This window comes from Aureispira anguillae (assembly GCF_026000115.1).
Taxonomy (GTDB): domain Bacteria; phylum Bacteroidota; class Bacteroidia; order Chitinophagales; family Saprospiraceae; genus Aureispira; species Aureispira anguillae.
Map to the genome: position 1 here is coordinate 3,387,573 of NZ_AP026867.1, position 23,406 is coordinate 3,410,978.

The window sequence follows — 23,406 nt, forward strand, 5'->3', positions numbered from 1 at the left end:
GTAAAAATAGTAATTTTTAAGAGACTAAGAATAAAAAAGGTATAAATATATATTCCTATTCTTGCCACAAAACAATAAGTCCTTTTTTATTTAAATATCCCCATTTAGAATTTTGCTGTACTTTTGCTAATCCTTGAACAAAATTTTCGGCATTATCATAGACAAAAGGGATGACTAAGGCACCCGACAAATCTATATAGCCCCACTTGCCTTCTTTTTCGACAGCCATCAAATTTTCAGAAAAGACCGTACTGGCACTATTGGTATAAATTAAGGGAATTATTTCCTTTCCGTTGGTATTAATGAAACCAATTTTTCCAGCTTTTTGTACTTGGGCAATTCCTTGGTCAAAGGTCCCCAATTGGTCATAACTTTTTGTGAGTAAGTTATTTCCTGTTTTATTAATTAATTTCCATTTTCCTTCTTGCAAAACTACAGCTACCCCATCCTTAAAAGGTCTTGCCTCCTCATATTGATAATCGAGGAGTTCTTTTCCTTTTTTATCAATATAACCCCATTTTCTATTCATTTGAACTGCTGCTACTCCCTCCGAAAAAGGGCTAGTAGCCTGATAAATCATTTGAATCTCTAGTTTGCCGTCTTGGTTCATATAGCCCCCTTGCTTATTCCTAGCAACAGCAATCAAACCTTCTGAAAATTCCCCAACTCGATCGCAAAAAATAGGCATTATTATTTTCCCTTCAGTATTAACCAATCCAATTTTACTCCCCTTTCCTACTCCTGCCAAAGAACCTGTAAATCCTTGTACAAAATCATAAATCAGAGGCACAACAACTTTTCCTTCCTTGTTGATGAAGCCCCATTTGCCCGCTTGTTGAACATAAGCCAAGCCATTCGACAAAAAATGCCAGCCATAGTTATAAATAAAGGGAATGCTAATTGCTCCTTCTGTATTCAAAAAGCCATAATGTTGATCTTTCTTAACCAGTGCCCGTCCATCATAAAAGGCAAAAGCGTTATCGTATTCCATTGGAATCACCACAAGCCCCTTGCTGTTGATGTATCCAAACTTGCCTTCTTTTTGGACAGCGGCTAGCCCCTCTCTAAATTCCCCGACTTCATCATAAATAGGCGCTACAACTAACTCCCCTTCTGTTGTTGAGAACCCCCATTTGCCCTTGACACTTACCTTGCATAGTTTTGATGCTTCTAATTCGGTATGTTGTCCATATAAAGTGCTAACCGTTAACAATAGCAATACTAAAAATTTCATCTTTTAATTTTTCAAATCTGATCAACAATTTCACTAAAGTTCATATAGTAAGTTTTAATCTCAGCAATAGGGACAAAAACAAAGCCATAAATTGCGCATAAAACATCCATTTTGCACCATAGATCATCAAAATTATACTCAAAGAAAAATATTTAAGGTTCATTTATAGAGGACAGCCTAAATATGTAATTTATACTTATCAATATATCTAGCAACTTTTGCCATAGACAAACTATCCATTGACAATGCCTTTTAATTTTGAGCTTTATGGTAACCTATTATTTATCCCCCTATTCTGAGGACTCTGAAAGTTACTTATTTATTCCTATAACAGAGGAATTGAGTACAAAACACGAACCATTATTTGGTAAGAAAAAAAGTGGTAAATAACTTTTTGGCATAAAAAATGCATTTTACACTAAAAAAACAAAATCTCCAAAAAAAATAGTTCTTTGACAAATTGTGTGGAATCGTAAACTACCTTGCCTGTTTATTACTGCTTTTGTTATAAGTTATAGATCCTAAGTCGTATGCTTAGTTCCTGTAAATACAGGACATACGACCTGTAACTTTCTACTAAACCACGTAGCTAAAAGTAGTTAAAAGCTTACCCTTTTTTAGTGTTTACCACACGATTGATCAAAGAACCAAAAAAAATTAATGGTATAAGGCTCTACATTTACACTTTTTATCAAAATCAACTACCACGCTTTATTTTCTAAAGCTACTTTATTTTTATAAGCCTAGAGTATAATAGATATTCGGTGTTCTTTCTACCAAAGAAAGCTTGCCTAAGCTATTGACTCTCCAAAACAAAGTATTATGGGTATTCGAAAATTGTTTGTAAGTTTTGTTGTCGGTACTATTATTTTATTGGGAAGCCACCAAACCCAAGCGCAATTCTTTAGTATGGGAATAAAAGGGGGCGTAACGACCTCCAATCTATTCAGTCAAGGAACCCCTACCATGGGTATGACAGCAGGATTAATAGGAGAATTAAAATTTGTTAAGTGGATGCGTCTACGGGCAGAAGCTAATGTTTTGTGGCATGGAACAGATAAACACTTTTGGGAACAAGACGACATTGACTATTTTGCGGTAGGGCTACCTGCTATTTTAGAAATTATGCCCATCAAAAATTTCTTTATTGGCGCAGGCGCAGAGTTAGACTATTTAGTACATGCCCAAGGAGCTGAAATGCCTGATAATAGGTTTAATTTTGGGCTAGTAGGGCATCTCGAATATCGTTTTTTTAGCCGTTTAGGGCTAGGCTTACGTTATGTTCATAACCTAGGAAACTTTAATAAGATAGGTCAGATTGGCGATTCTATTAATAGTGGAAATAAACCAACCGCTGCTTTTCCTAGTTCTTCATTGCAAATGACACTTTCTTATAATTTCTAAAATCGTTAACTAGTTCATCCCATCTATATAATTGACTGAAGTTATGAATTCTAACAGAACATACTCAATCAAGCTTTGTGTTCTGTGTTAGCCTCTAACTCCAGCAATTATTGTAAGTAAGTAAGTTTTTAATAAATGCTCAGCAAAAAATTGCTGAGCATTATTTATATACATGGTAACTAACTCTAGTTCTTGATCAATTCGTAAATGCTATGCTTTTCTTTGCTTGAAAAATCCATAAAATAAAGCCCTTCTTCTAAATCTGTAATATCAATTTGGACTTGTTGAGTATTGGCAGGTATAACAATAGACTTTACTGTTTGTCCCACTGCGTTTATTATTTTTAGCGTCAGGTCTACTTGTTCCAAAGCATCCATTTCAATTACAACAGTACTGCTGGCAGGATTGGGATATACTTGAATATTTTCTATAACACTAGTTTGAGTTACCCCTAAGCATACCACAACTTTGATTGAAGTTGAATCCACTCCTATACAATTATTGGCATCCGTAAAAGAATACAAAACATAATGCATTCCTATCCCACTAACAGCTGGATCAAAAGTAGTTCCACTCACTCCAGTTCCCGAATAAGTTCCACCAACAGGCGTTCCAACAGGTAAAGCTATAGCAGCTTCATCATGGCAAAGTGTATCTGGTGTAAATCCAGCCAATGAAACATTAGGTAGTGGGTTTACCGTCAATACTGTTGATATAATGCTATCACAACCATTAACTGTTTGTAAAGAATCGGAATAAGTGCCTGTGGTAGTTTGATAAACCCCATATAATAAAACGCTATCTCCTTGACATATATCCATATTAGTGGTACTGGAATAGCTTGGTAATACCGTCAATACCGTTGATATAATACTATCACAACCGCTATTTGTCTGTAAATGATCCGTATAGGTGCCTGCCGTAGTTTGATAGGCTCCTCCTAACAAAACACTATCCCCTTGACATATCGTTAGGGTCGTTGAACTAGAATAGGTTGGCAATATCGTCAATACGGTTCTTATAACACTATCACAGCCTGCTATCGTTTGCAAAGAGTCTGTATACGTCCCTGCTGTATCTTGATAAGCTCCTGCTAACAAAACACTATCCCCTTGACAAATACTTAAAGTATTTGAACTAAAGTAAGCTGGGGCAATCGTCAAGGTAGTTATAACAAGACTATCACAACCTGTTGTTGTTTGCAAAGAATCGGTATACGTCCCTGCCATTGTCTGATAACTTCCCCCCAACATAACACTGTCCCCTTGACAAATACTTAAGGCAGTGTTTGTGATCGATGGGGGTATTTTTCCATCCACCCAGTTGGAAGTTGTACCACTCAACGCACTGCTAATTAAAACACCATTAGCGGTACCTATTTCGTCAATTACAGTGGTCAGACCTGCATTATTTCCATTGGCAACACCTTGATTAAATCTGTAATAAGCAATCAAATTAGGAAATGGAACACCGCATACACTGTTGTTCATATCTTCTACAATTTCAGTAGCAGACCTTGTGCTATTCCATATTTTAACCTCATCAATTTTACCAGGAAAAAATCGCCCACTAAATTGAGGATCTTGCCCCAAATATAAATCATAAGATGCCAGACCTATATTTTGAGAAAGTGCTCCAATTGCTACCTGTACTCCATCTACATACAAACGCATATTGGTGCCATCATAGGTTCCTGCAATGTGATGCCATGTATTTAGGCTCACCGTTCCTGTAGGAGAATTAATTTCATTCCAAGAACCAGTCCCTATATTAAAATTAACTTGTCCGTTGTTCCCCACTCTCAACATGTATCCTCTATCTCCAACACCGCTTTTGTTGATGACATTTCCCTCCCATACATTGGTTGTAAAAGCCGTTGGATAAACCCATGCTTCTAAAGTTATTGCTGTACCTGTAATGTCTAAAGATGGATCTGTTCCACAGTCTACATAATCATTTACTCCATCTAAGTGTATTGCATTTTCTTGAGCAAAGGAGTAAGACGTTATTAGCATTAGGAAACTGCTAATAATTAGGGTAATTTTTAATCGTTTCATTTTTTAAAAAGTATAATGGTTTGTAAATATCTAAAACGTTTTAGTAAGTGGTAAAAAAAACAGTTAGTTCTATTAGCACCTTCTTAAAAAGAAGTACCTATCCCCCAATAGGCATTACTAAAACGTTTTAGTAAATGTTTTAAAAAAAATGATTAATGAAATCATTTCTTATACAACGCTATAATTTTGTAATTGCTGCTTTTGTCTTCTATTAAATGCTAATAAATAACAATAAACTTATCTTGTTAATTGTCAAATCATTAAACAACATAAAGGTACTTTTTTTTCTAAAAAGATAAGAAAGGAAGAAAACATATTTTTCTTTACCATTTATTGAAGAAGAAAAAATTTAATGCAAAACCGTAATTTTTTTAACCACGTTAAGCATCTTCCCCCCTTGTTCTAAAACTAGCCTATACATATAAATCCCGTTAGGTAAACTAGAACATTGAAGATTTTCCTGATATAATCCTGCCGTTTGCTCTTTTTTTGGCACAACGTGCAAAACTTGTCCAGTTGTATTATATAAAATCAAGGTCACCTTCGTTGTTCGTGCTAACTCATACTGAATCAGGGTCTCTATATTGGCAGGATTGGGGTAATTTTGGTATAATTCTACTCCAAAATCTGCTAAAGTTAAATTTCCTGTAAAACAACTGTTCTGGGGTAAGTGAGGACAATAGGTTCGATAAGGCAAACTACAATCTAAAATAAAAGGATTGACTTTATTTTCTTGGTAAGTTGCAATAATCAGATTTCTCTCCCACTCCAAACTATCTACAGGGTCATCTAGATGCCATTGGCAAAGTGTAGCGACCTGTTTTGCAAAAAAAGTTGGATCGGCAGCATCTGCTTCTGACTTATACATCGTATAAAAATAAAACATAGCCCTTGCAGCATTTCCTTTATGTGTATTTCTTGGCTCAAAGGCAGGTTCATACAAATCTAACTTACTATAATTTTCAAGATCATAAGTCGGGTTAGATTCGGAAAGTGTCAAATAATACCAAGTTGTTACATCATTATCATCAATTGCGCCATAGGGGAAATTATTACGTGCGGAATTGGCAGCTGCTCGAACGGGAAAAAGGTGATGCATGTCGCTTCTAGCATTGCCTATGCTAGCTCCTTTACTTTGAGGATAGGTATGCTCGGTATTAATCCCATTCCCAATGCCTCCGCTATACAATGCTGTAGATGGATCAACAGAGGGATTTAAATAGAGTTGATGTCCAGTATAAACGCAGCGAACACTGTCTTGAAATGTATATACTTTTGAAAATAATGTATCTCTAGCTTCATCATAACCTAATATAACATCAGGCTTGTAACTAAAAACCAAACTATCTATTAAATTTTGACCACTTTGACCAATTAAAATTTGATTTTGATTATATTGGGCTTGTACAATTGGAGCGATAAAAATCAGCAAATACAGTAATTTTTTTCGCATAAAACTTTAATTTTGTGCCACTAGTAGTACATAACTATAATGCGCATATTAAAAAATTGAGGGGCTACAAAATAGGCTTTTTTTTACGTTTTTTCAAGTAGAAATTAAACTGATTTAAAAGTATATGATCTAACTTTGCAACATCTAGTCTCTATTCAATAAGTAAATTTTGGTGTTTAAAAATCCCCCCCAAAAAGCATCATACCAATAAAAGAACAATATACTTAGAGCCAATCAACCCTGATTCCCAATTGATTATTTAGTCCTAAAATAGCTCATTTTATACAATAGATTTAACAATAACAAGGTTTTAGCTGTTGTATGATTTAGCCTTGGAAATTACTTTTGTAACAAAAAATGTTCTTTGGTATCAATTTTGAAAACAGTAAAATCCATACTTAATCTTACTTCTTGAAAGAAGCAAGCAGTAGTTATTGATCGTTTAATAAAGAAAAAAGGAAAAACAGTGCAACAAATCAACATTAGCACACAAAAAATTGATTACCAAAACAATACACAAAAAACTAAGGTAATCGAGTGTATTAAAATGCGATACTTACTTTCTTAGAAAGTTTAAAATAGAATTTCTAAAGTTTAAAAAAATCTTTTTTTTTTTGTTACTTTTATAAGTATAACTTAAAAACCCCACTTCTTTTTTGAGTTGTATTTAAAGTTTATCAAAAAGAATTAACTTTTAATGACAAGTATTAATTATACTAAAAGTTATCTTTTATAATTGTTTACTTGAATTCAAACTCCCTATGAAATACTTCAACTGGCTTATCTTTGTTTTTTTGGGTATTATAATTAGCAGTGTCAATGCTTGTCAGGAGCATACCACTAGAAAAATTACATTTGAGGACATTAAAGATTCGAGCAATCGAGCAATACCTACCAAAATTGAAGAAAACATTATATTCTATAATACAGAAAATCAGGTCATTTCCACCGAAAAATTCAACCAACTATTAGCAGAGGGGCTTTATCTTTCTGAACAAAAGTTAAATGTAGATGGTAGCGAAGAGGTTCATTTGATTAGCATTAAAGAATATGCACAAAAATTAGAAAGGCAGTCAATTCCCGATTTTGAGATCGTTGATTTAATGGGAAATATTTATACCAAAGAAAATCTCTTAGGGAAAATTACTGTTCTGAGTTTTTGGTTTACAAGCTCCCATTTGTGCACCAAAGATATTCAAGACCTTAGCCCCATTGCTCAAAAATATACCAATAACAAAAATTTCTTGTGGTTAGCCCCTGCGCTAGATAAGTCTGCTGATTTATCTCGTTTTTTGCGTGGCAAGAATTGGAAGTTTTCCTTTGCAGCCAACCAAGAACACCTAAGCTCACAATTAGGAATCTTAACCTTCCCTACTCATTTAATCATCAACAAAAAAGGGAAAATACACAAAGCTGTTACTCGCCACCCTAACAGTCATGAAATTATTGACAAAGCCATTCAACAATTATTATAATAAAACGAAAAATCATCCTGACTATTTTTTAGCCCCAACTGGGTAAAAAAGCGCCGAAGATAAAAATATCTTCGGCGCTTTTTTTTTGCTGACACACCCTTCTCCAAAACTCCTGCATCTCTATAGAGTATAAGACCAACTAAGTACATTGTATGCTTAATTCTCATTGAGCAATCAATTATTGACTCTGTAAATTATAAATATATGAAATCTAATATCATTCTTGTCCTCTTGTCTGCCCTGTTTCTACATACAACCGCAGCTTACGCAGGAGGTTTTATAATTGTAATGCCAGACAAACATGCCAATCCTAATTCTATTGTTCCTGGACAACCTAACCCCGCACTTTTCCCTTTAGAATCTCGCTCCACTCAAGTTAATACCAATATAACTGAGTTGACAGCAACAACAACCATCAAGCAAGTTTTTTTTAATCCGACTCATCGCCAACTAGAAGGCTATTTTTTGTTTCCTGTTCCCAAAGATGTCATCATTTCTAAATTTACGATGGATATAAATGGGGTAACCCATGAGGCAGAATTGCTAGATGCAACTAAAGCTCGAAAAATTTATGAAGAAATTGTTCGCCGTTCTAAAGATCCTGCCTTGTTAGAATATTATGGGAAGGGGATGTTTAGAGTTCGAATTTTTCCCATTCTCCCCCAAAAGGAACAGAAGATTGAACTTACCTATACGGAAACCCTTGCCCCCAACAATGGCACCATAGAATACAGTTTCCCAATGAATACGGAAAAATATTCTGCCAAACCGATTCAACAGGTTAGTTTTAAAATTAACATCAATGAAAAAGAAAAAATTAAAACAATCTATTGCCCTACTCACCAAGTAGAAATTATCCGCAAAAATGATCAAAACGCAATCGTTGGTTTTGAGGCAAGCAATGTAAAATCTGATCGTGATTTTAAATTATATTTTAATCTTGATAAAAAGAAGTTAGGCTTGTCCTTTCTCAATTACAAAGCTCCAAAGGAAGATGGATATTTTTTTATTAATCTAAGTCCTGGTTTGGGAACAAAACAAGAGGTCGTTGCCAAAGATATTGTTTTTGTCATGGATAAATCGGGTTCTATGGCAGGCGAAAAATTGGAACAAGCCAAAAAGGCGCTTCGCTTTTGTGTAGAAAACCTAAACCCTAACGATCGTTTTGAAATTATTCCTTTTTCTACCGAAGCCAGCGCTCTTTTTGGACAAGTAGAAAATTTCTCAGCAGAAAATAAAAAGAAAGCAATTGACTTTATTGAAGATATTAACCCCATTGGAGGAACCAATATAGAGGAAGCGCTCGATTTGGCTCTTTCGGCACAACAAAGCAATAGTAAACGCCCTTTCTTTGTCATCTTCATGACCGATGGAAAACCTACTATTGGCGAAACTCAAGAAGATCCCTTGCTCAAAAAGGTAATGGCTATGAACAAAGAAAATGTGCGCATCTTTACCTTTGGCATTGGAACCAATCTCAATACGCATTTATTAGATAAAATCACAGCAAGTACAAACGCTTACCGAACCTATGTACTCCCAGATGAAGATATTGAAATCAAGGTGTCTGATTTTTACACCAAAGCCTCCTCTCCCGTTCTAACAGATATTAAGGTAGAATTCGACAAAAATGTACGCATCTCTGATGTTTACGACAAAAAATTGCCCGATTTATTCAAAGGAGGATCAATTAGTTTAATGGGACGTTACAAAGGCACTGGCAAATCTACCATTACGGTCAGTGGCAACATCAATGGGGAAAGAAAAAGCTTTAAGTATGAAATTCAACTCTCTGACAACCATACAGAATTAGAATTTATTCCCAATCTTTGGGCTTCTAGGGCTGTTGGATACTTATTGGATCAAATACGCCTACATGGTGAAAATGAAGAATTGGTAAAAGAAGTTACTCGTCTGGCAAAAAAACATGGCATCATTACTCCTTATACTTCTTATTTGATTCTTGAAGACGAGGCAGTAGCAGCAAGAAGAAATCCCTCGATACAACAAAATAATCAAATCCTTCGACCACGTGCTTTAAATGCTCCCTCTATTGCTGAAGATATTGACTTTGAAGAAGAGGTGGTTACTATTTCGGGACTCAAAGGAAAAGCTAGTGAGCGAAAAAAATCAGGCTCTTCTTCTGTCCGTGCTAGCAAAGAGAGCCAAGCCATGAACAAAGCCTCTAACGTAGCAGATGTCAAACAAGGCATTGATCGAATGACCTATAAAGATCAACAGGGAACTACTCGCAATCTAACAGATGGTATCGTCAATATTCAAGGACGTGCCATGTACAACAACAACAATACTTGGTTGGATGCAAACTTGTCTCTAAATCAAGATAAAAACATAAAAACCAATCGCATTCAGTTTAATTCTAAAGATTACTATAAACTAATGGAAAATAAGGATGCGATAGCCTTTTTGGCACTTGGCACAAATGTTCGTTTTATTCTAAATAATGAAATTTATGAAGTCTACGAATAATGAAACGACTCATTTATAAAAAGTATTTGCTCTGTCTCGTGGTGGAGGCAGATTAAATGGTGTGTGACCAAAGTAGCGTGGTGGCTACTTTGGTCCTTTTTTTATCCTTAACTCTGCTTAAATATCTTCCATTTTTCGGACAAATATAGGTCTTGACCATAAGCTATCTAATCTTTGTGTTTGATACCCCACTAGTGGAGCAAATCCCACAAAACGAATTCCTAAGGTAGAATGTTTTTGATCCCAAACCCAGTCCTGAATCAAACGAAGTCCTTTTACAGCATCACCTTTTAGTTTACTTTGGTTAATTTTTATCCACTCCTTTTCTTTGTGCAGTCCTTCCCCCATAAACACGGTATCTGCAAAAATGCCCAAATTTTCTAGGTCATCTTCATTATAATAACTAGTGCCATCAAGATCAAGAGGCAATGCTACTTTGATGCTTTCTGCATTGTGATGAATATCGGTTATCATCTGATCCATAATAACACTAATTTCTTTTTCTTGTTTGATTACTTTTATTTTTTCTAAATTTAAATTTCGGTAAGTTCGCTTTGCCCAATTAATGGAAGAAGAAGATAAATCGAGCGCATCTACCAATACGTCAGGTTTCAACCAAAAAAGCACCTTTAATTCTTTTTCATAGTTTGTGCTTTTATCTTGTATACAATGCAAGGGAGCAACCGCTAAAGCAATTGATTTAAAAGCGACATCTTTTTTGCTATAATAAACAAGTTGTTTTACTCTAAATAACTTAACAATATCTAGGTTGAGTTGATTAGCCGCTGTCATCTTTTTTTCTTCTCTAGTGTCCAGATCAAAGGTTATAAAAGTATCGACTCTATTCACTATATGTTCCAACTCTTCCGCTAAATAGCGCTCGGTCAAAAATTCATTTTTGTAAAACTCCATCTTTTTTCGATTGGCTAGAATCTCATAAAGCAGATTCCGATCCATATTGTCAGAATTATTCAATTCATTAATCTGATATTTTAATAGTTTAAAGCTATTCTTGTCCTTTATTCCAACTTCTTTCACCCATCTTGTAAAAGCAATATTGGGATAAGGAGACCAACAATCATAATCCAAGGCATAATCAAGCATTAACTCTCCCATCCAAAGCACATCAGGATCATTTTGTAACTCATCCAGTATGCTTATATTTTTTTGACTCAATGCATCTTTTGCGTTTTTTTCTTCTGTAGTTTTAATCGTTAAAGGCGTGCATCCTACCATTAAAAGTCCTGATAAGATTAGACTAAAAATAAAATTATTGTGTTTCATAATTGGGGTGGTTTTAATATTTACAATTAGCAGTGTTGTTGATTTCTAACATTACGAACTCAAACACATAACCCACTAAAAGTCAACGACACTACACATTAACATTATAACTCCAAATTAAACAAAAAGTTACAAAATAAAATTTAATATTTATGGGAACTTTTTTAGGTTTAAAGCTGTTGTGTTGTTTGTACTTTTTTTGGTTAACCTTCTAGATTTTTTTGTTGTTATGAAAGTTTAATACTTTTTCCTACACTTTCTATTCGCCTTTTATTTGGATGTTTTCATCCTGTGAATGCTCATTCACAACAAAAGGCTATTCATAACACCAACATTTTAATCAATGACATCGATAGAAAATTTAGATTCTAATAGTGTAAAAGCACTATTAAGGAGCCCCCTTGAAGCCAATCAACAAATAGGCTTAGCATTAATCAAAAGCATGGAGATTATTAAAGACGACGAATTGATAAGCCTAATGGCTGACAATTCCAACAAATTAATTTGGTGCCAAGAATATGGCTTGACCAATGCCGTTTCTATCATCAAGCTAGATAGAACATTTTATGGTAGCGGAATAGACCTTAGCCCCTTTGTTAATTTGGAAAAACTATACTTCAATCAACAGCTTTTCCAATCGAACCAAATCTTATTTAAGGCATTCCCTAAGTTAAAAACACTTAGTTTTACAGGGCAACGATTGAGAAAATTCCCTAAAGCTATTCGGAGATTACAAAAATTAGAAACGCTTTACTTAGGAAATAACCGCCTAACAGAATTGCCTAGCGAACTTGGTCAAATAAAAAATTTACGGGTGCTTATTTTATCTAAAAACAAGTTGCAATCGCTGCCCGCAGCACTTCTAAAATTAGCGCACTTAAAGAATCTTAACCTAGCGAATAATCGCTTCAGTAAGATCACACCTAAGCTTGAACAGCTCCAAAATCTTGAAGTTTTAAATTTATCTCATAATCTGTTAGAAAGGATACCTTCTGAGATGGCAGCACTCAGCAACTTGCGTATTTTAAATTTGACGGGAAATAACATAAGTAGCTTGCCTATTACGTTTTGGAAGCTATCGCAATTAGAGCGTTTGCATTTGACCAACAATCCTATTGCCAAAGACAATTTTTTAATTAATCGTCTAAAAACAATGCTGCCACATACTCAAATCAAACATTAAACACATCAATAAAAAACTGATTATCAACAGAAAATAGCATTAAAACAATTTACATAAATAAATATATCAAAAAATGGGCATTTCAGTGAACCTTTTATAGGCATTTGCTGTTATAGTAAGCACACAATCATTTTTAAGAAGGACCAAAATCCTTCTTTTTTTATGCCCATCTATGAACAACTAATAAATACTCAAACCAATTGTTTTCCTTGCGAGTTGACTCTCTACTTGATAAACCATTTCGTCCAAGACCAATAATTCATCTAGTTGTTTAGCTTTTACCCGTTTCCCTTGTTCTAGGACAAAAGGAGTTATATCCTGAATAGATAGAATCCAATTGGTTGCAAATTCCTGCAAAACCGCTCCCCGAAGTCCAAGTTGAATGGCACGCCGATCCAGTTTATCGCCATAAGGATTATGATCAGGGTCCCACTGTAACCGAACGGAAGAAGTAGCCAACGCTGTTTTCCAATTTTCTTTTGTCTGATAAAGGGGAGCATTGTAAGAAGACCAGACAGCTGCTTCTAGGATTTTTTCAAAATTAACTTTAGTAATTTCAATGGCTAGCACCCGTTTTTGAGCTTCTTTGGTTGCCCAACCACAACGATACATCATCCATAAGAAATTGGGCTTAATCCAACTCATTCTGGTAAAACGATAATGTGCCCCACCAAAGCGTTGATGTTCTACTGCGTAAGCTGCTATTTTGGGATTAAACGCCTGATAAACAATAATCGTATCAGCTGTAGTTTGCGCTAAAATATGGTAGCCTTTTTGGGGTAATTTATTTTCATAGTGGGGGTATAGGATTGTTTTTAGTTTCATCATAAAATTATTATAACAATACACAATAGCAACAAGATAAGGTATTTATACGTACTGTTATGGGTTATAAAATGGTAAGGTTATCAATTGCTGAGTTTCTTTAGTTAGTACTAAAATTCTCTGTAAAAAATAACATGGCTTAAATTATACTGTACTTAATAACCATTAATATCAAAAAAAAATTCACTAAAAACATAAAATATTCCTAAGCCATGCCTTAATCAATAATATGTTTGCTTCTATTAATAAAAACGTTTTTTTGACAACCCCTAAGCTCACTCTGTTTAGCTGCGCTGCTAGGTTAGCTAGTGCGCTAGTGCTTATGAGCCCCCTGAGGTCGGTTCGTTATCACTCGTGAGCCAGCAAGCTGGGTTCGTGAGGTCGCAAGCGCTGTTCGATTTGTCAAAGAACGATAAAAACTTACCTTTGCTATTCATCCATTTAAAATCAGAAACGGGGTTTCCCCTCCTCTGCCTATGAGAACAACTAAAACAAACCTCTTTCTATTTTTACTCCTTTTTCCTTGGGTTTTATTTGCCCAAGATAGCGTACAATACAACTTGCTGTGGAAGATCGAGGGGAATGGGTTAAAAAATCCGTCCTATTTATTTGGCACCATGCACGTTAATGATGCGAGGGCCTTTAATTTTAGTGATTCGGTTATGTTAGCTTTAGAAAGTTGCGAGTCATTTGCCTTAGAAGTTCATCCTGATAGTATGATGCAAACAATGTTTCAAAAATTGTTTAATGCTAAAAAAAATAACAATTTGATGCAGGTTTTGTCTGATGAGGAGTATCTCCAATTAAAAGAAAAGTTTGAAAAAAACAGCCAATTAGATCTGGATCAAATCAACCTTGATAATCCCTCTATTCTCAGCACAATAATAGAAGCAGATGAAGCTCGACTGGATGACAAAGAAACCTTTGTTGATGCCTACTTATTTGGAATTGCCCGCACCCTAAATAAACCCGTTTATGGCTTAGAAAGTATCCATGGTCACTTAACCAGTTTTTCGGATTATAGCCCAGAACAGCAACGAGCATTTTTGTTAAATCTAATACAAGAAGATTATCAAAAAGACTATAAAGAAATGCTCAATCAATTTGTAGAGGTTTATAAACGGGGCAATATTGCAGAAATTGGTCGCATGGCAAATATTTTTACACAGACCGATTCTGCCTTGATTAAACGCAATGTTGTGATGGTTGACAATATGATAACAATCATGCAACAACGTTCCTTGTTTGCAGCAGTTGGCACAGCTCATTTGCCAGGCAACAATGGCATTATAGACCTTTTGGTAAAAAAAGGCTATTTGGTGCGTCCTGTTACAGCAAATTTTACAGGAGTCGCAGCACATTATACCATTGACCACGACAAAATGAATTGGCATACCCACATTGATAGCAGCTTGGGCTTTGCCATGGATTTGCCAGGACAACCAACTCCTATTACAATTTATAAGGACATGAACACGCTTATCTATGTCGATTTGACCAATGAAGTCTTTTTTGCCTCTTATAGCATTGACTTGCGGCAAGGAAGTCCCCAAAACAAAAAACAACTAATAGAAGCCACCCTCAACAATTACACCTCTAAATTGAACAGCACCATTTTAGAGCGCAAAACATCCATTATCAATGGCACTGAACGAACCAATGTTATTGTTCAGCAGGACTCCTCTACTTATTTTCGCTTACAATTTATTTACCAAAATGACATTCTTTATTATTTCATGATTGGCAATACCTTAGAGCAAATCCGAGCAGTTTACGCTGAACGTTATTACCAATCCCTTCGTTTTTTTGCTCCTTCCCCCCTAAAAACGCAACCTTGGGTTGTTACAAAGCCTAATTTGGGGGCATTTTCTGTAAAATTCCCTACCGCTTCAAGTTACGTGAATCAAAAAATACCGTCAGGGATAAATGGCTACCCTTATGCCTATCATAATTACAGTGCCAATAATTATAGTGAAATGAAATCCTATTTGGTTCGCTATTACGATCAACCAACAGGCTATGTTCGTTCTGGAAACAAAAATTCATCCTTTCGTTATATCGCCAATAATTTTGAACAACAAGGTACTAAAATTATAAAAACAGATACCATTCAACTCGATAGTATACAGGGTAGGTCTTATGACTTATTGGTTGACAAACAATATTATGTTCGTTGCAAAGTTTATATTAGAGGGTTTAGGACTTACTATTTATTTCACCAAAATCTAAACGCAGGAGATAGTATTCTTATAGAAGACGATTTTTTAAAGTCATTCCAATTTGAATCCTACCCCAATCCTGATTTTGCTGCCTTTGTTGCAGAAGACAGCAGTTTTTCTATTGATGTTTTATCTCGTCCTAGAATTCGCAAAGATACTTTTAACAGTTATTACATCGATCAAGTTCGTTATCATACCGTTAATCCCAATTCAGGGATGTTATATATTTTCGAAACTTCTTTGATGAACCCCTATTTTAAAATAGCTGCCTTAGATAGCTTTTATCAGCAATTTTTGACCCATAATCTAAGTTATGGCGATTCATTAATTAGCAAAAAAAAGGTTACAATTGGCAATATTGGGGGACAGGAAATTGTCTACAGAGAATACGGCAAAGATCGAATGATTCGCAAGCGATTTTGGTTAGACAACCAGCGTTTTTATGTCGCCAAAGCTTTTATTGACGACGATGCTATTTACAGCAGCTATACCAATCATTTTTTTGACTCTTTTCGTTCAAAAAACACACTCCCCACCTTCGATTTTTTAGCCTCCAAATCTTCTCAACTACTAAAGGATTTAAGCACAACAGACTCTATTGTTCAGTTACAGGCCTACCGAGTATTAGAATATTATCGCTTTGATGCCTCTGATGCTCCTGCTATTTTGCAAGTTGCCCAGCAACATTACACAAATCCCAATTTAATAAAAGGTACCATCGTGCATTTAATTCATCATCTAAAAGAAATAGCCGATAGTAGTTATACCACTGATTTAGTTCATTTATACCAAGCTCCTACCAGCACTCCTGCAATCAAGATAGCCCTTTTACAAGCCATTTTAAGCATTGACAGCTTGCGAGGTTTTTCTATTTATTTAGAGTTGTTACAAAATAGTCCGATTGCAGAAAATTCATCGAATCACCTATACCCTGTTTTTAATGCCTTAAATAACATTCCTAATCAAGCGATTCAGCATTATCAGCATCTTTTAGCCTTGGCTAAAAACCAAGATTATCGACCTTATATTTTATCCTTAAGTATTTCATTAGCAGAAAACAATGCACACTTTGCGCAGTACCTAGAAAAGTACATTCCTATTTGGCTTCCCTATTTTAATGTAGATTTAGAATATTACGATAGAACTTTAACTCGTCATTCTTTTACCGATAACTTTATTTTATCCCGATATTTTCACCTTTTTTCGGTTATAACCAACAAAAATATTATTGACAGTTTAACCCAAGATGTCCTTAATTCTGCCCATTCTTCTTCTGTTTATGTCCAAACTATTGTAGCACGTTTAAGAGTCGGCTTAGCCCCTTATATTGCTACCCCAAAACTTCGCCAACTCATCCACAATCATAAATTTAGACCCTATTTATTAGGCGTTCTTTTTCGATATGGGCAACGTTCATTGATTCCTCAACAATACAGGTATGCCCCTAAAGTAGCCAAAACTATGTTTTATGACTATATAAGGGATGAAGATAGCATTGACTTTGTTAAAGAATTGGGAAAAGTTAAACGTGGAAAATCCAATTACTATATTTATGAATACCGTTTTTTAGATGAATCTACGTCTTATATTGGAGTAGCAGGTCCTTTCTATAAAGGCAAAGCCATCCAACAATACGATTACAGAGGCTTGACCTATTCAAAAGATGATCCACTGACAAACAACTGGCAACAGCAAGCAATTGAATTGATAGAAATTTTGGAAAGACTCCACAATTAACGGAATATTCAAAAATAACTATTTCAACAATTTTACAATTTCAACAAATTCGCTCAACATCATAGCCGTAGCCCCCCAAACGATCTTTTGATTTAAGCTAAAATAAGGCACATCTTTTAAAATTAAGCCGCTTGAAGTTTTGATTTTAGTTAACTTTTGTAAGTTAGGATTGAGCAAATCATCAATTTGAACCTCTATAATTTCAGCTACTTCATTAGGGTCAGGCGTATAAGTTGGCGCTGTTTTTAAATAGCCTATAAAAGGATAAACCAAATAATTACTGACAGGGATATAGAGCTGACTCAAACGTCCAATTATGGTTATATTTTGATTGGGGATTCCAAATTCTTCCTCTGTTTCTCTTAGTGCTGCTGCTGCTAAATCAGCATCAAACTCTTCTAAACCACCTCCAGGAAAGCTTACTTGTTTACTGTGCGCATAAGGTGATTCGGGGCGCTCCATCAAAACCGTATACCACTTATTTTCCTTTTGAAACAGCAACAACATCACACAGGCTTTCTTGGCTTGATCAGATGCTTTGAAATACATATCAGGATTGTTTTTTTTCAATCCACTACTCATCATTTTTAACTGAGCATCCAGCCCAGGCAAAGGTTCTTTTAAACGTTCTTTGAGTTGTTCTATCAATTCCATACAAAGGATTTTATAATTGCAATTAAGTAATGCATCTAAATTACTCCGCTTATCTTCTTTACAACAAACAAAACTATAAATCGTTGCGTTTTTTAACCCAGCACCCGATTGTTTAGGCTTGCTGTATTTGGGGGCAATAAAAATAGGTTAGGTAACAAAAAGGATTTTTTCTAGCAATTGTCGCATTTTACCAATGGCGATGTCCTCTAGTATTTCCCCTCCCCTAGCATAAGCAATTTTTTTAGTTTCTTCCGAAATCACAAAAACCATAATATTGGTATTTTCACTAATTCCAACTGCTGCTCGGTGTCGCAAGCCCAAACGCTGAGGAATATCAGGACGATCTGAAACGGGCAACACACAACTTGCTGCAACAATTTTTCCATCTTTAATAATAAGCGCACCATCGTGCAAAGGGCTATCCTTATTAAAAATACTTAAGATCAACTGAGCTGAAACATCTCCATTGACCATCACACCTGAGCTGTACAAACCTTCTAAATTAGGGGAACTAGTAAAAACCATTAACGCCCCTGTTTGGCTCTCTACCATTGCTTCCGTTGCCGTAATAATTGCTTGAATAGCTTGCTCTCTCAATAAATTATGATTCTCCAGAGATTGATTTTGTTTAAAAAATCGTTGCAAGAACTTAAAACGAGTTTGCAAAGACCCTTGACCGACAAAAAGCAAAAAGCGGCGAACTTCTGGCTGGAAAAGTACCAATAAAGCAATCATTCCAACACTCACAAATTGTCCCAAAATAGAGGACAACAAGGGCATCTCTAGAACCGAAACAATTCTCCAAGCAATATAAACCAATACTAAACCAATAAAGATATTAAAGCCTAAACTACCTTTAAGCAATTTGTAAATTTGGAATAGCAAAAAACCTACAATAATGATATCTAGAATATCCCAAAATGTAATGGTAAAAAAGCCTATTTGTATTAAGTATAACATTGGTTCATTTTAGTACGGCTGTCAAAATACTATTTTTAAGATGGAGAACAAAACAGATCGCATCATCCCTTCAATAAAAAGTTGATCTAACCCACTCTGTTAGATCAACTTTTTGAAATTTGACGCACTAGAAATAGCCTTCTACACACTAAAACCGATTTCTAATTTCGTGCCCACTAGATGAGCCTGCTCCCTCTAACAATTCCTTTACAGGTAAATGATCCCCAATATATTCACCATAATAAACCGTTTCCAAGGTTCTATCTTTATTGATTATAAAATCTGCTGGAATGATCGAAGATTTTTCCTCGCCTTTTTCTTTGGCATATTGTCTGTCACCAAACAATTCCATGCCCTTTTTATAATGGGTAAGCATTTTGGTATTCGTTCTACTTTTAAGCATTTTTTCGGAAGAAAACTCAACCTTAAACGCCTTGTAAAGCTCACGCTGAGGATCTGCGATTACAAAATAAGGTAAATCGTGATCTTCAACATAAGGCAATAAGCTTTTTTTGCTGGATTCATAAACAACCACAACCTCATATCCCGCTTCTTTCAACGCATTATAATTGCCAATTAACTCATGGGTGCGATAATTACAAACAGGGCACCAAGCATGCCGCAAAAATACAAGCAATACCTTGTTCTTTTTTAAAATTTTTCTCAAAGAAATTGTATTACCCAAAACATCTTCTACAACAAATGCCTCAGGCTTATCCCCCCTTTTTAGCCGTCCATCATCTGTTGCTTGCTCTTGCTTTTTTTCCTCCAAATTATTCGACTTAACAGGAGTAGTTTTACGCATTAACATTGGGGTATTCAGATAATGAAATAATACTTTTCCAGCTTTATAATTTTTATCATAAATATCCATCTTTTGTCCTGTTGGATCAAATATAAAATGAAAAAACAAACCATCAAAAGGAGCCATTGGGTTGTTAAAAGCACAAACTTGATCTTTTAATGTTTTTAATTCATACCCTCCAGAACTATTTTTAACAACATAATTTTGGCAACCATCATTTGTTAAATGCTCTAATTTTTTCTTTTTGTAAGGGTGCTTTTCTTTCCATTGCAACAAGTAACTAGAATTACTGGGATCAGTCCAAGAATAGCAATCTAATTCAAAGGTATCTTTACGAATGGACTTGATATGAAAGATTTTTTCTCCCATTGGTTGTTCGGGGAAATCAGGCTGATACCAACCTATTGACAACCAATATTCATTTTTTTTGTGGGTCCATATTTCAAAAATTCTAATCTCTGACAAACGCAATAAGGGATTCTCAGTAGTGTCTGCTTGTGCTTGATTGTTATAGACAGCAGATATTTGTTGAATAAAGGTTTGGATCTTTTTGTGTTCATCCTTGCTAAAGGTGTTTTTTTGTGCTATTGAGGTAGCAGATAGCCAGCACAAAATTGCACCAACAATACATAACTTCATTGTATTCTTTTTAAGCTTTAATAATGGGGCAAAGATAAGGAATTCCCTAGAACTCTTTTCGTTCTTTTCTGCCAAGCTAAAGCCCATTTTTGCCATTTATAATGAATACAAATAAAAAAGCTAGTAAGATGCACATTTAGAACATTTTACTAGCTTATATAAGTATAAAAAAGATACTTTATTTTCCTGAAGCGCCCATAAATAAACGCTCCCAACGCAGCCCTCCATTAGGGCCTTTTAAGGTTCCATTTTTTAGCGATAACCATACAAATAAAGGTTTCCCTACAATATGATCCTCAGGAACAAAACCCCAAGCTCTTGAATCGGCTGAATTATTCCGATTGTCCCCCATCATCCAATAGTAGTCCAATTTAGGCGTATAAGAAGTAGCCGCTTCTCCATTGATAAAGATTGTTCCATTCTCTACTTTTAATTCATTGCCCTCATAAGCTGCAATCAAACGCTGGTAAATTTCAAGGTTATCCAATGACAAGTTTATAGGAGTTCCTTTTGCAGGAATAGTAAGTGGTCCATAATTATCGATGTTCCAAGGGTATCTTGCCTCATTATAAGGGAAAGTCCCTGGGCTATAACCTTTAGGTTTTAGCCTGCGTTGCACTTTATCAACTCCAGTCAAATCATTGACCAGCTGTGCCGCAACATCTGGATGCATATAAGCAACAGAAGGAATCGGGCCACTTGGTCCCATCGCAAAAGTAACCTTATATTTATCCTCTATAGCACGAGTACTAAGAGTGTGTACTCCCTGTCCAATTAGATCGTATTCATACTGCACCCCTTTTATATCCTCTGCTACTTTATTGTTCACGTATAAAACCCCTTCTTTTACCTCAATGACATCTCCTGGAACTCCCACACAACGCTTGATATAATGGGTTCGTTTATCTACTGGACGATAAACCATTCGATGTGCATTATTTGCTAACAGTTGTTGTCGTACAGCATTTCTTTTGCTAGGCGTAGTAACCTTCAAGAGATTGTGATATTGGCTAGGATAATCTACCATTTGTCCTCTTTCATCTAAACCACCAAACGAAGTATCATCCTCTGGATAATTAAATACAACAGGATCATAACGCTCTACATTTTGTAATCTAGGTGCTCTATTGTATCCCCATTTTACGGCTTTACTATAAGACTCACCTCCTGTAAAAGGCAGCATATTGTGAATCAGCGGAAAAGCCAAAGGCGTCATTGGCATACGAGAACCATAATGCACTTTGCTTACAAACAAAAAGTCTCCAACCAACAAAGACCCTTCCATAGACGGCGTTGGGATTGTATAAGCTTCAATCAAAAACATACGAATAAAATGCGCAGCAAAAACAGCAAAAATAATGGACTCAGACCATTCTCTTACTTTAGATTTTTTGGGAAAAGGGTTTTCCTTTTCAAGCCGACGAAGCTCTGACTTTTGATCCTCTTTCAAGGCTGTTTTGTAACGTTTTTTAATGTCATTCTGAACGGCCCACGCAGCATGTATATAACTTGGTTTTTGGCTGGTCAAATAAGGATAATAAATATAGGGCAATACAATGGCTGCAAAATTATCAATAAACTCATATCTGCCAAAAGACTTGTTAAACTCAATTAACATTCCTGCAATAATAAAGAAATGGACAATTGGCAGCAACATTAGTCCCAGCCACCATTTGGGAGCGCCAATAATTTTAACAACCACATAGGCATTATAAAAAGGAATCAAAGCAGCCCAACCTGGCTCCCCTGCCTCTTCAAAAAGTTTATACATTCCAACAAAAGGAAGCCAATAAAAACAGATAATATATAGTAACCAATTCATTTTATTTCATTAATTAAACATCATAACCGACTCACTATTCGCAGCACAAGCTATGATTATAAAAAAAGTTCTTTGATAAACAAACTTACTCAAATGCTAAAAGCTATTGTTTATAATTACTCACCCAGCCTTTCCATCTCATTTTTAACACACCAAAAAACGCTTCGTTAAAAATTGCTGTACTCATTTTAGATGCACCTTCTACTCGATCTTTAAACACAATAGGTACTTCTACAATTTTGTACCCCAGTTGCCAAGCTGCAAATTTCATTTCAATTTGAAATGCATAGCCCTTAAATTCTATTTTATCAAAATCTAAAGATTCCAAAAAAGAACGTTTATAACAAACAAACCCTGCTGTCGCATCCGATACGGGCATCCAAGTCACTAATCGTACATAAATAGACGCTCCTCTAGACATCAATAAACGATTGAATGGCCAGTTTTCAACTTTTCCATTGCGCACATAACGAGAACCTACCGCTACACCAACACCACTCTGATTGCATGCTTCAAACAAACGTGGCAAATCATTAGGATTGTGTGAAAAATCGGCATCCATCTCAAATATATACTCATAAGTAGACTCCAGAGCCCATTTAAAACCGTGAATATATGCTGTACCTAAGCCCTGTTTGCTTTGGCGTTCTTCTATAAACAAACGACCTGCAAATTCATTTTGTAAGCCTTTGACAATTCCCGCTGTACCATCAGGAGAACCATCATCCACGATAAGCAAATGAAATGTTGGTTTTAGGTTCATCACTACTCGAGTGATTTTTTCTATGTTTTCTTTTTCGTTGTAGGTTGGTATTATAACTAAGCGTTCTGACAAAACTCTAATTTCTTTTGATATGGAATAGTATAAATTTTCATTCCTTTGATTTAGGTATTTAATGCTTCTTTTATCTTTAGACAGCCCCAAGACTCTAGTAAAAGTCGGAAAAATAATAGACTTATTCCGCATACTAATCGCTAAAATTAGAAGACACTCCTTTTGTGTTTTTATTTATAGGAATCAGCCCCAAACTAGCCCAAGCAAATAAACCAAACACAATACCCTAATTATCAATGAATTAAAAATAAATTTATCTCAACATTGAATGCCCAAAATCTAGACAAGGTAAATATATATTTTTGGATCACTAAAAGCAACTTTCTTATC

General features: G+C 35.3%; 15 protein-coding genes. 5 read left to right on the forward strand and 10 right to left on the reverse strand.

Annotated features, from left to right (window positions below):
• Positions 1 to 55: 55 nt before the first annotated feature.
• Positions 56 to 1,234 carry a WG repeat-containing protein gene (locus AsAng_RS13065; RefSeq protein ID WP_264793241.1) on the reverse strand — a complete coding sequence of 393 codons (1,179 nt, stop codon included), beginning with the start codon at positions 1,232 to 1,234 and terminating at the stop codon, positions 56 to 58.
• 822 nt (positions 1,235 to 2,056) lie between these two features.
• Here AsAng_RS13065 and AsAng_RS13070 point away from each other — a divergent pair.
• A complete protein-coding gene (locus AsAng_RS13070) occupies positions 2,057 to 2,638 on the forward strand; it encodes a PorT family protein (protein WP_264793242.1) in 582 nt (193 codons plus the stop codon).
• Positions 2,639 to 2,823: 185 nt separating this feature from the next.
• Here the strand turns inward: AsAng_RS13070 and AsAng_RS13075 are convergent, their stop codons facing one another.
• Positions 2,824 to 4,695, reverse strand: a complete 1,872-nt coding sequence (locus AsAng_RS13075) for a LamG-like jellyroll fold domain-containing protein (RefSeq protein WP_264793243.1) — start codon at positions 4,693 to 4,695, stop codon at positions 2,824 to 2,826.
• 349 nt (positions 4,696 to 5,044) lie between these two features.
• Positions 5,045 to 6,148 (reverse strand): endonuclease, encoded by a 1,104-nt coding sequence (locus AsAng_RS13080; RefSeq protein WP_264793244.1) that lies wholly within the window; start codon positions 6,146 to 6,148, stop codon positions 5,045 to 5,047.
• 761 nt (positions 6,149 to 6,909) lie between these two features.
• Between AsAng_RS13080 and AsAng_RS13085 the strand changes: the two genes are divergently transcribed.
• Complete coding sequence (locus AsAng_RS13085) at positions 6,910 to 7,623, forward strand: peroxiredoxin family protein (RefSeq protein WP_264793245.1); 714 nt, start codon at positions 6,910 to 6,912, stop codon at positions 7,621 to 7,623.
• Between the two features lie 204 nt (positions 7,624 to 7,827).
• Positions 7,828 to 10,113: a VIT and VWA domain-containing protein gene (locus AsAng_RS13090; protein ID WP_264793246.1), complete on the forward strand. Its 2,286-nt coding sequence runs from the start codon at positions 7,828 to 7,830 to the stop codon at positions 10,111 to 10,113.
• A gap of 117 nt (positions 10,114 to 10,230) precedes the next feature.
• Here the strand turns inward: AsAng_RS13090 and AsAng_RS13095 are convergent, their stop codons facing one another.
• Positions 10,231 to 11,397, reverse strand: coding sequence for a hypothetical protein (locus AsAng_RS13095; RefSeq protein ID WP_264793247.1), 1,167 nt, complete (start codon positions 11,395 to 11,397; stop codon positions 10,231 to 10,233).
• A gap of 343 nt (positions 11,398 to 11,740) precedes the next feature.
• On the opposite strand from AsAng_RS13095, the gene AsAng_RS13100 reads away from it, so the two are divergent.
• Positions 11,741 to 12,580, forward strand: a complete 840-nt coding sequence (locus AsAng_RS13100) for a leucine-rich repeat domain-containing protein (protein WP_264793248.1) — start codon at positions 11,741 to 11,743, stop codon at positions 12,578 to 12,580.
• Positions 12,581 to 12,760: 180 nt separating this feature from the next.
• Here the strand turns inward: AsAng_RS13100 and AsAng_RS13105 are convergent, their stop codons facing one another.
• Positions 12,761 to 13,408, reverse strand: coding sequence for a DUF4291 domain-containing protein (locus AsAng_RS13105; RefSeq protein ID WP_264793249.1), 648 nt, complete (start codon positions 13,406 to 13,408; stop codon positions 12,761 to 12,763).
• Between the two features lie 473 nt (positions 13,409 to 13,881).
• Here AsAng_RS13105 and AsAng_RS13110 point away from each other — a divergent pair, with 473 nt between their 5' ends.
• On the forward strand, positions 13,882 to 17,361 hold the full coding sequence (locus AsAng_RS13110; protein ID WP_264793250.1) for a TraB/GumN family protein: 3,480 nt from the start codon (positions 13,882 to 13,884) through the stop codon (positions 17,359 to 17,361).
• A gap of 18 nt (positions 17,362 to 17,379) precedes the next feature.
• Here AsAng_RS13110 and AsAng_RS13115 read toward each other — a convergent pair whose 3' ends face one another.
• From AsAng_RS13115 to AsAng_RS13135, 5 genes are all read right to left on the reverse strand, one after another.
• Positions 17,380 to 18,015 carry an NUDIX hydrolase gene (locus AsAng_RS13115; RefSeq protein WP_264793251.1) on the reverse strand — a complete coding sequence of 212 codons (636 nt, stop codon included), beginning with the start codon at positions 18,013 to 18,015 and terminating at the stop codon, positions 17,380 to 17,382.
• Between the two features lie 147 nt (positions 18,016 to 18,162).
• Entirely contained in the window at positions 18,163 to 18,975 is an 813-nt protein-coding gene (locus AsAng_RS13120; RefSeq protein ID WP_264793252.1) for a diadenylate cyclase, read from the reverse strand.
• A gap of 148 nt (positions 18,976 to 19,123) precedes the next feature.
• Complete coding sequence (locus AsAng_RS13125) at positions 19,124 to 20,419, reverse strand: redoxin domain-containing protein (protein WP_264793253.1); 1,296 nt, start codon at positions 20,417 to 20,419, stop codon at positions 19,124 to 19,126.
• Between the two features lie 178 nt (positions 20,420 to 20,597).
• Positions 20,598 to 22,241: a S26 family signal peptidase gene (locus tag AsAng_RS13130; RefSeq protein WP_264793254.1), complete on the reverse strand. Its 1,644-nt coding sequence runs from the start codon at positions 22,239 to 22,241 to the stop codon at positions 20,598 to 20,600.
• A gap of 103 nt (positions 22,242 to 22,344) precedes the next feature.
• A complete protein-coding gene (locus AsAng_RS13135; RefSeq protein ID WP_407655335.1) occupies positions 22,345 to 23,076 on the reverse strand; it encodes a polyprenol monophosphomannose synthase in 732 nt (243 codons plus the stop codon).
• Positions 23,077 to 23,406 lie beyond the last annotated feature (330 nt).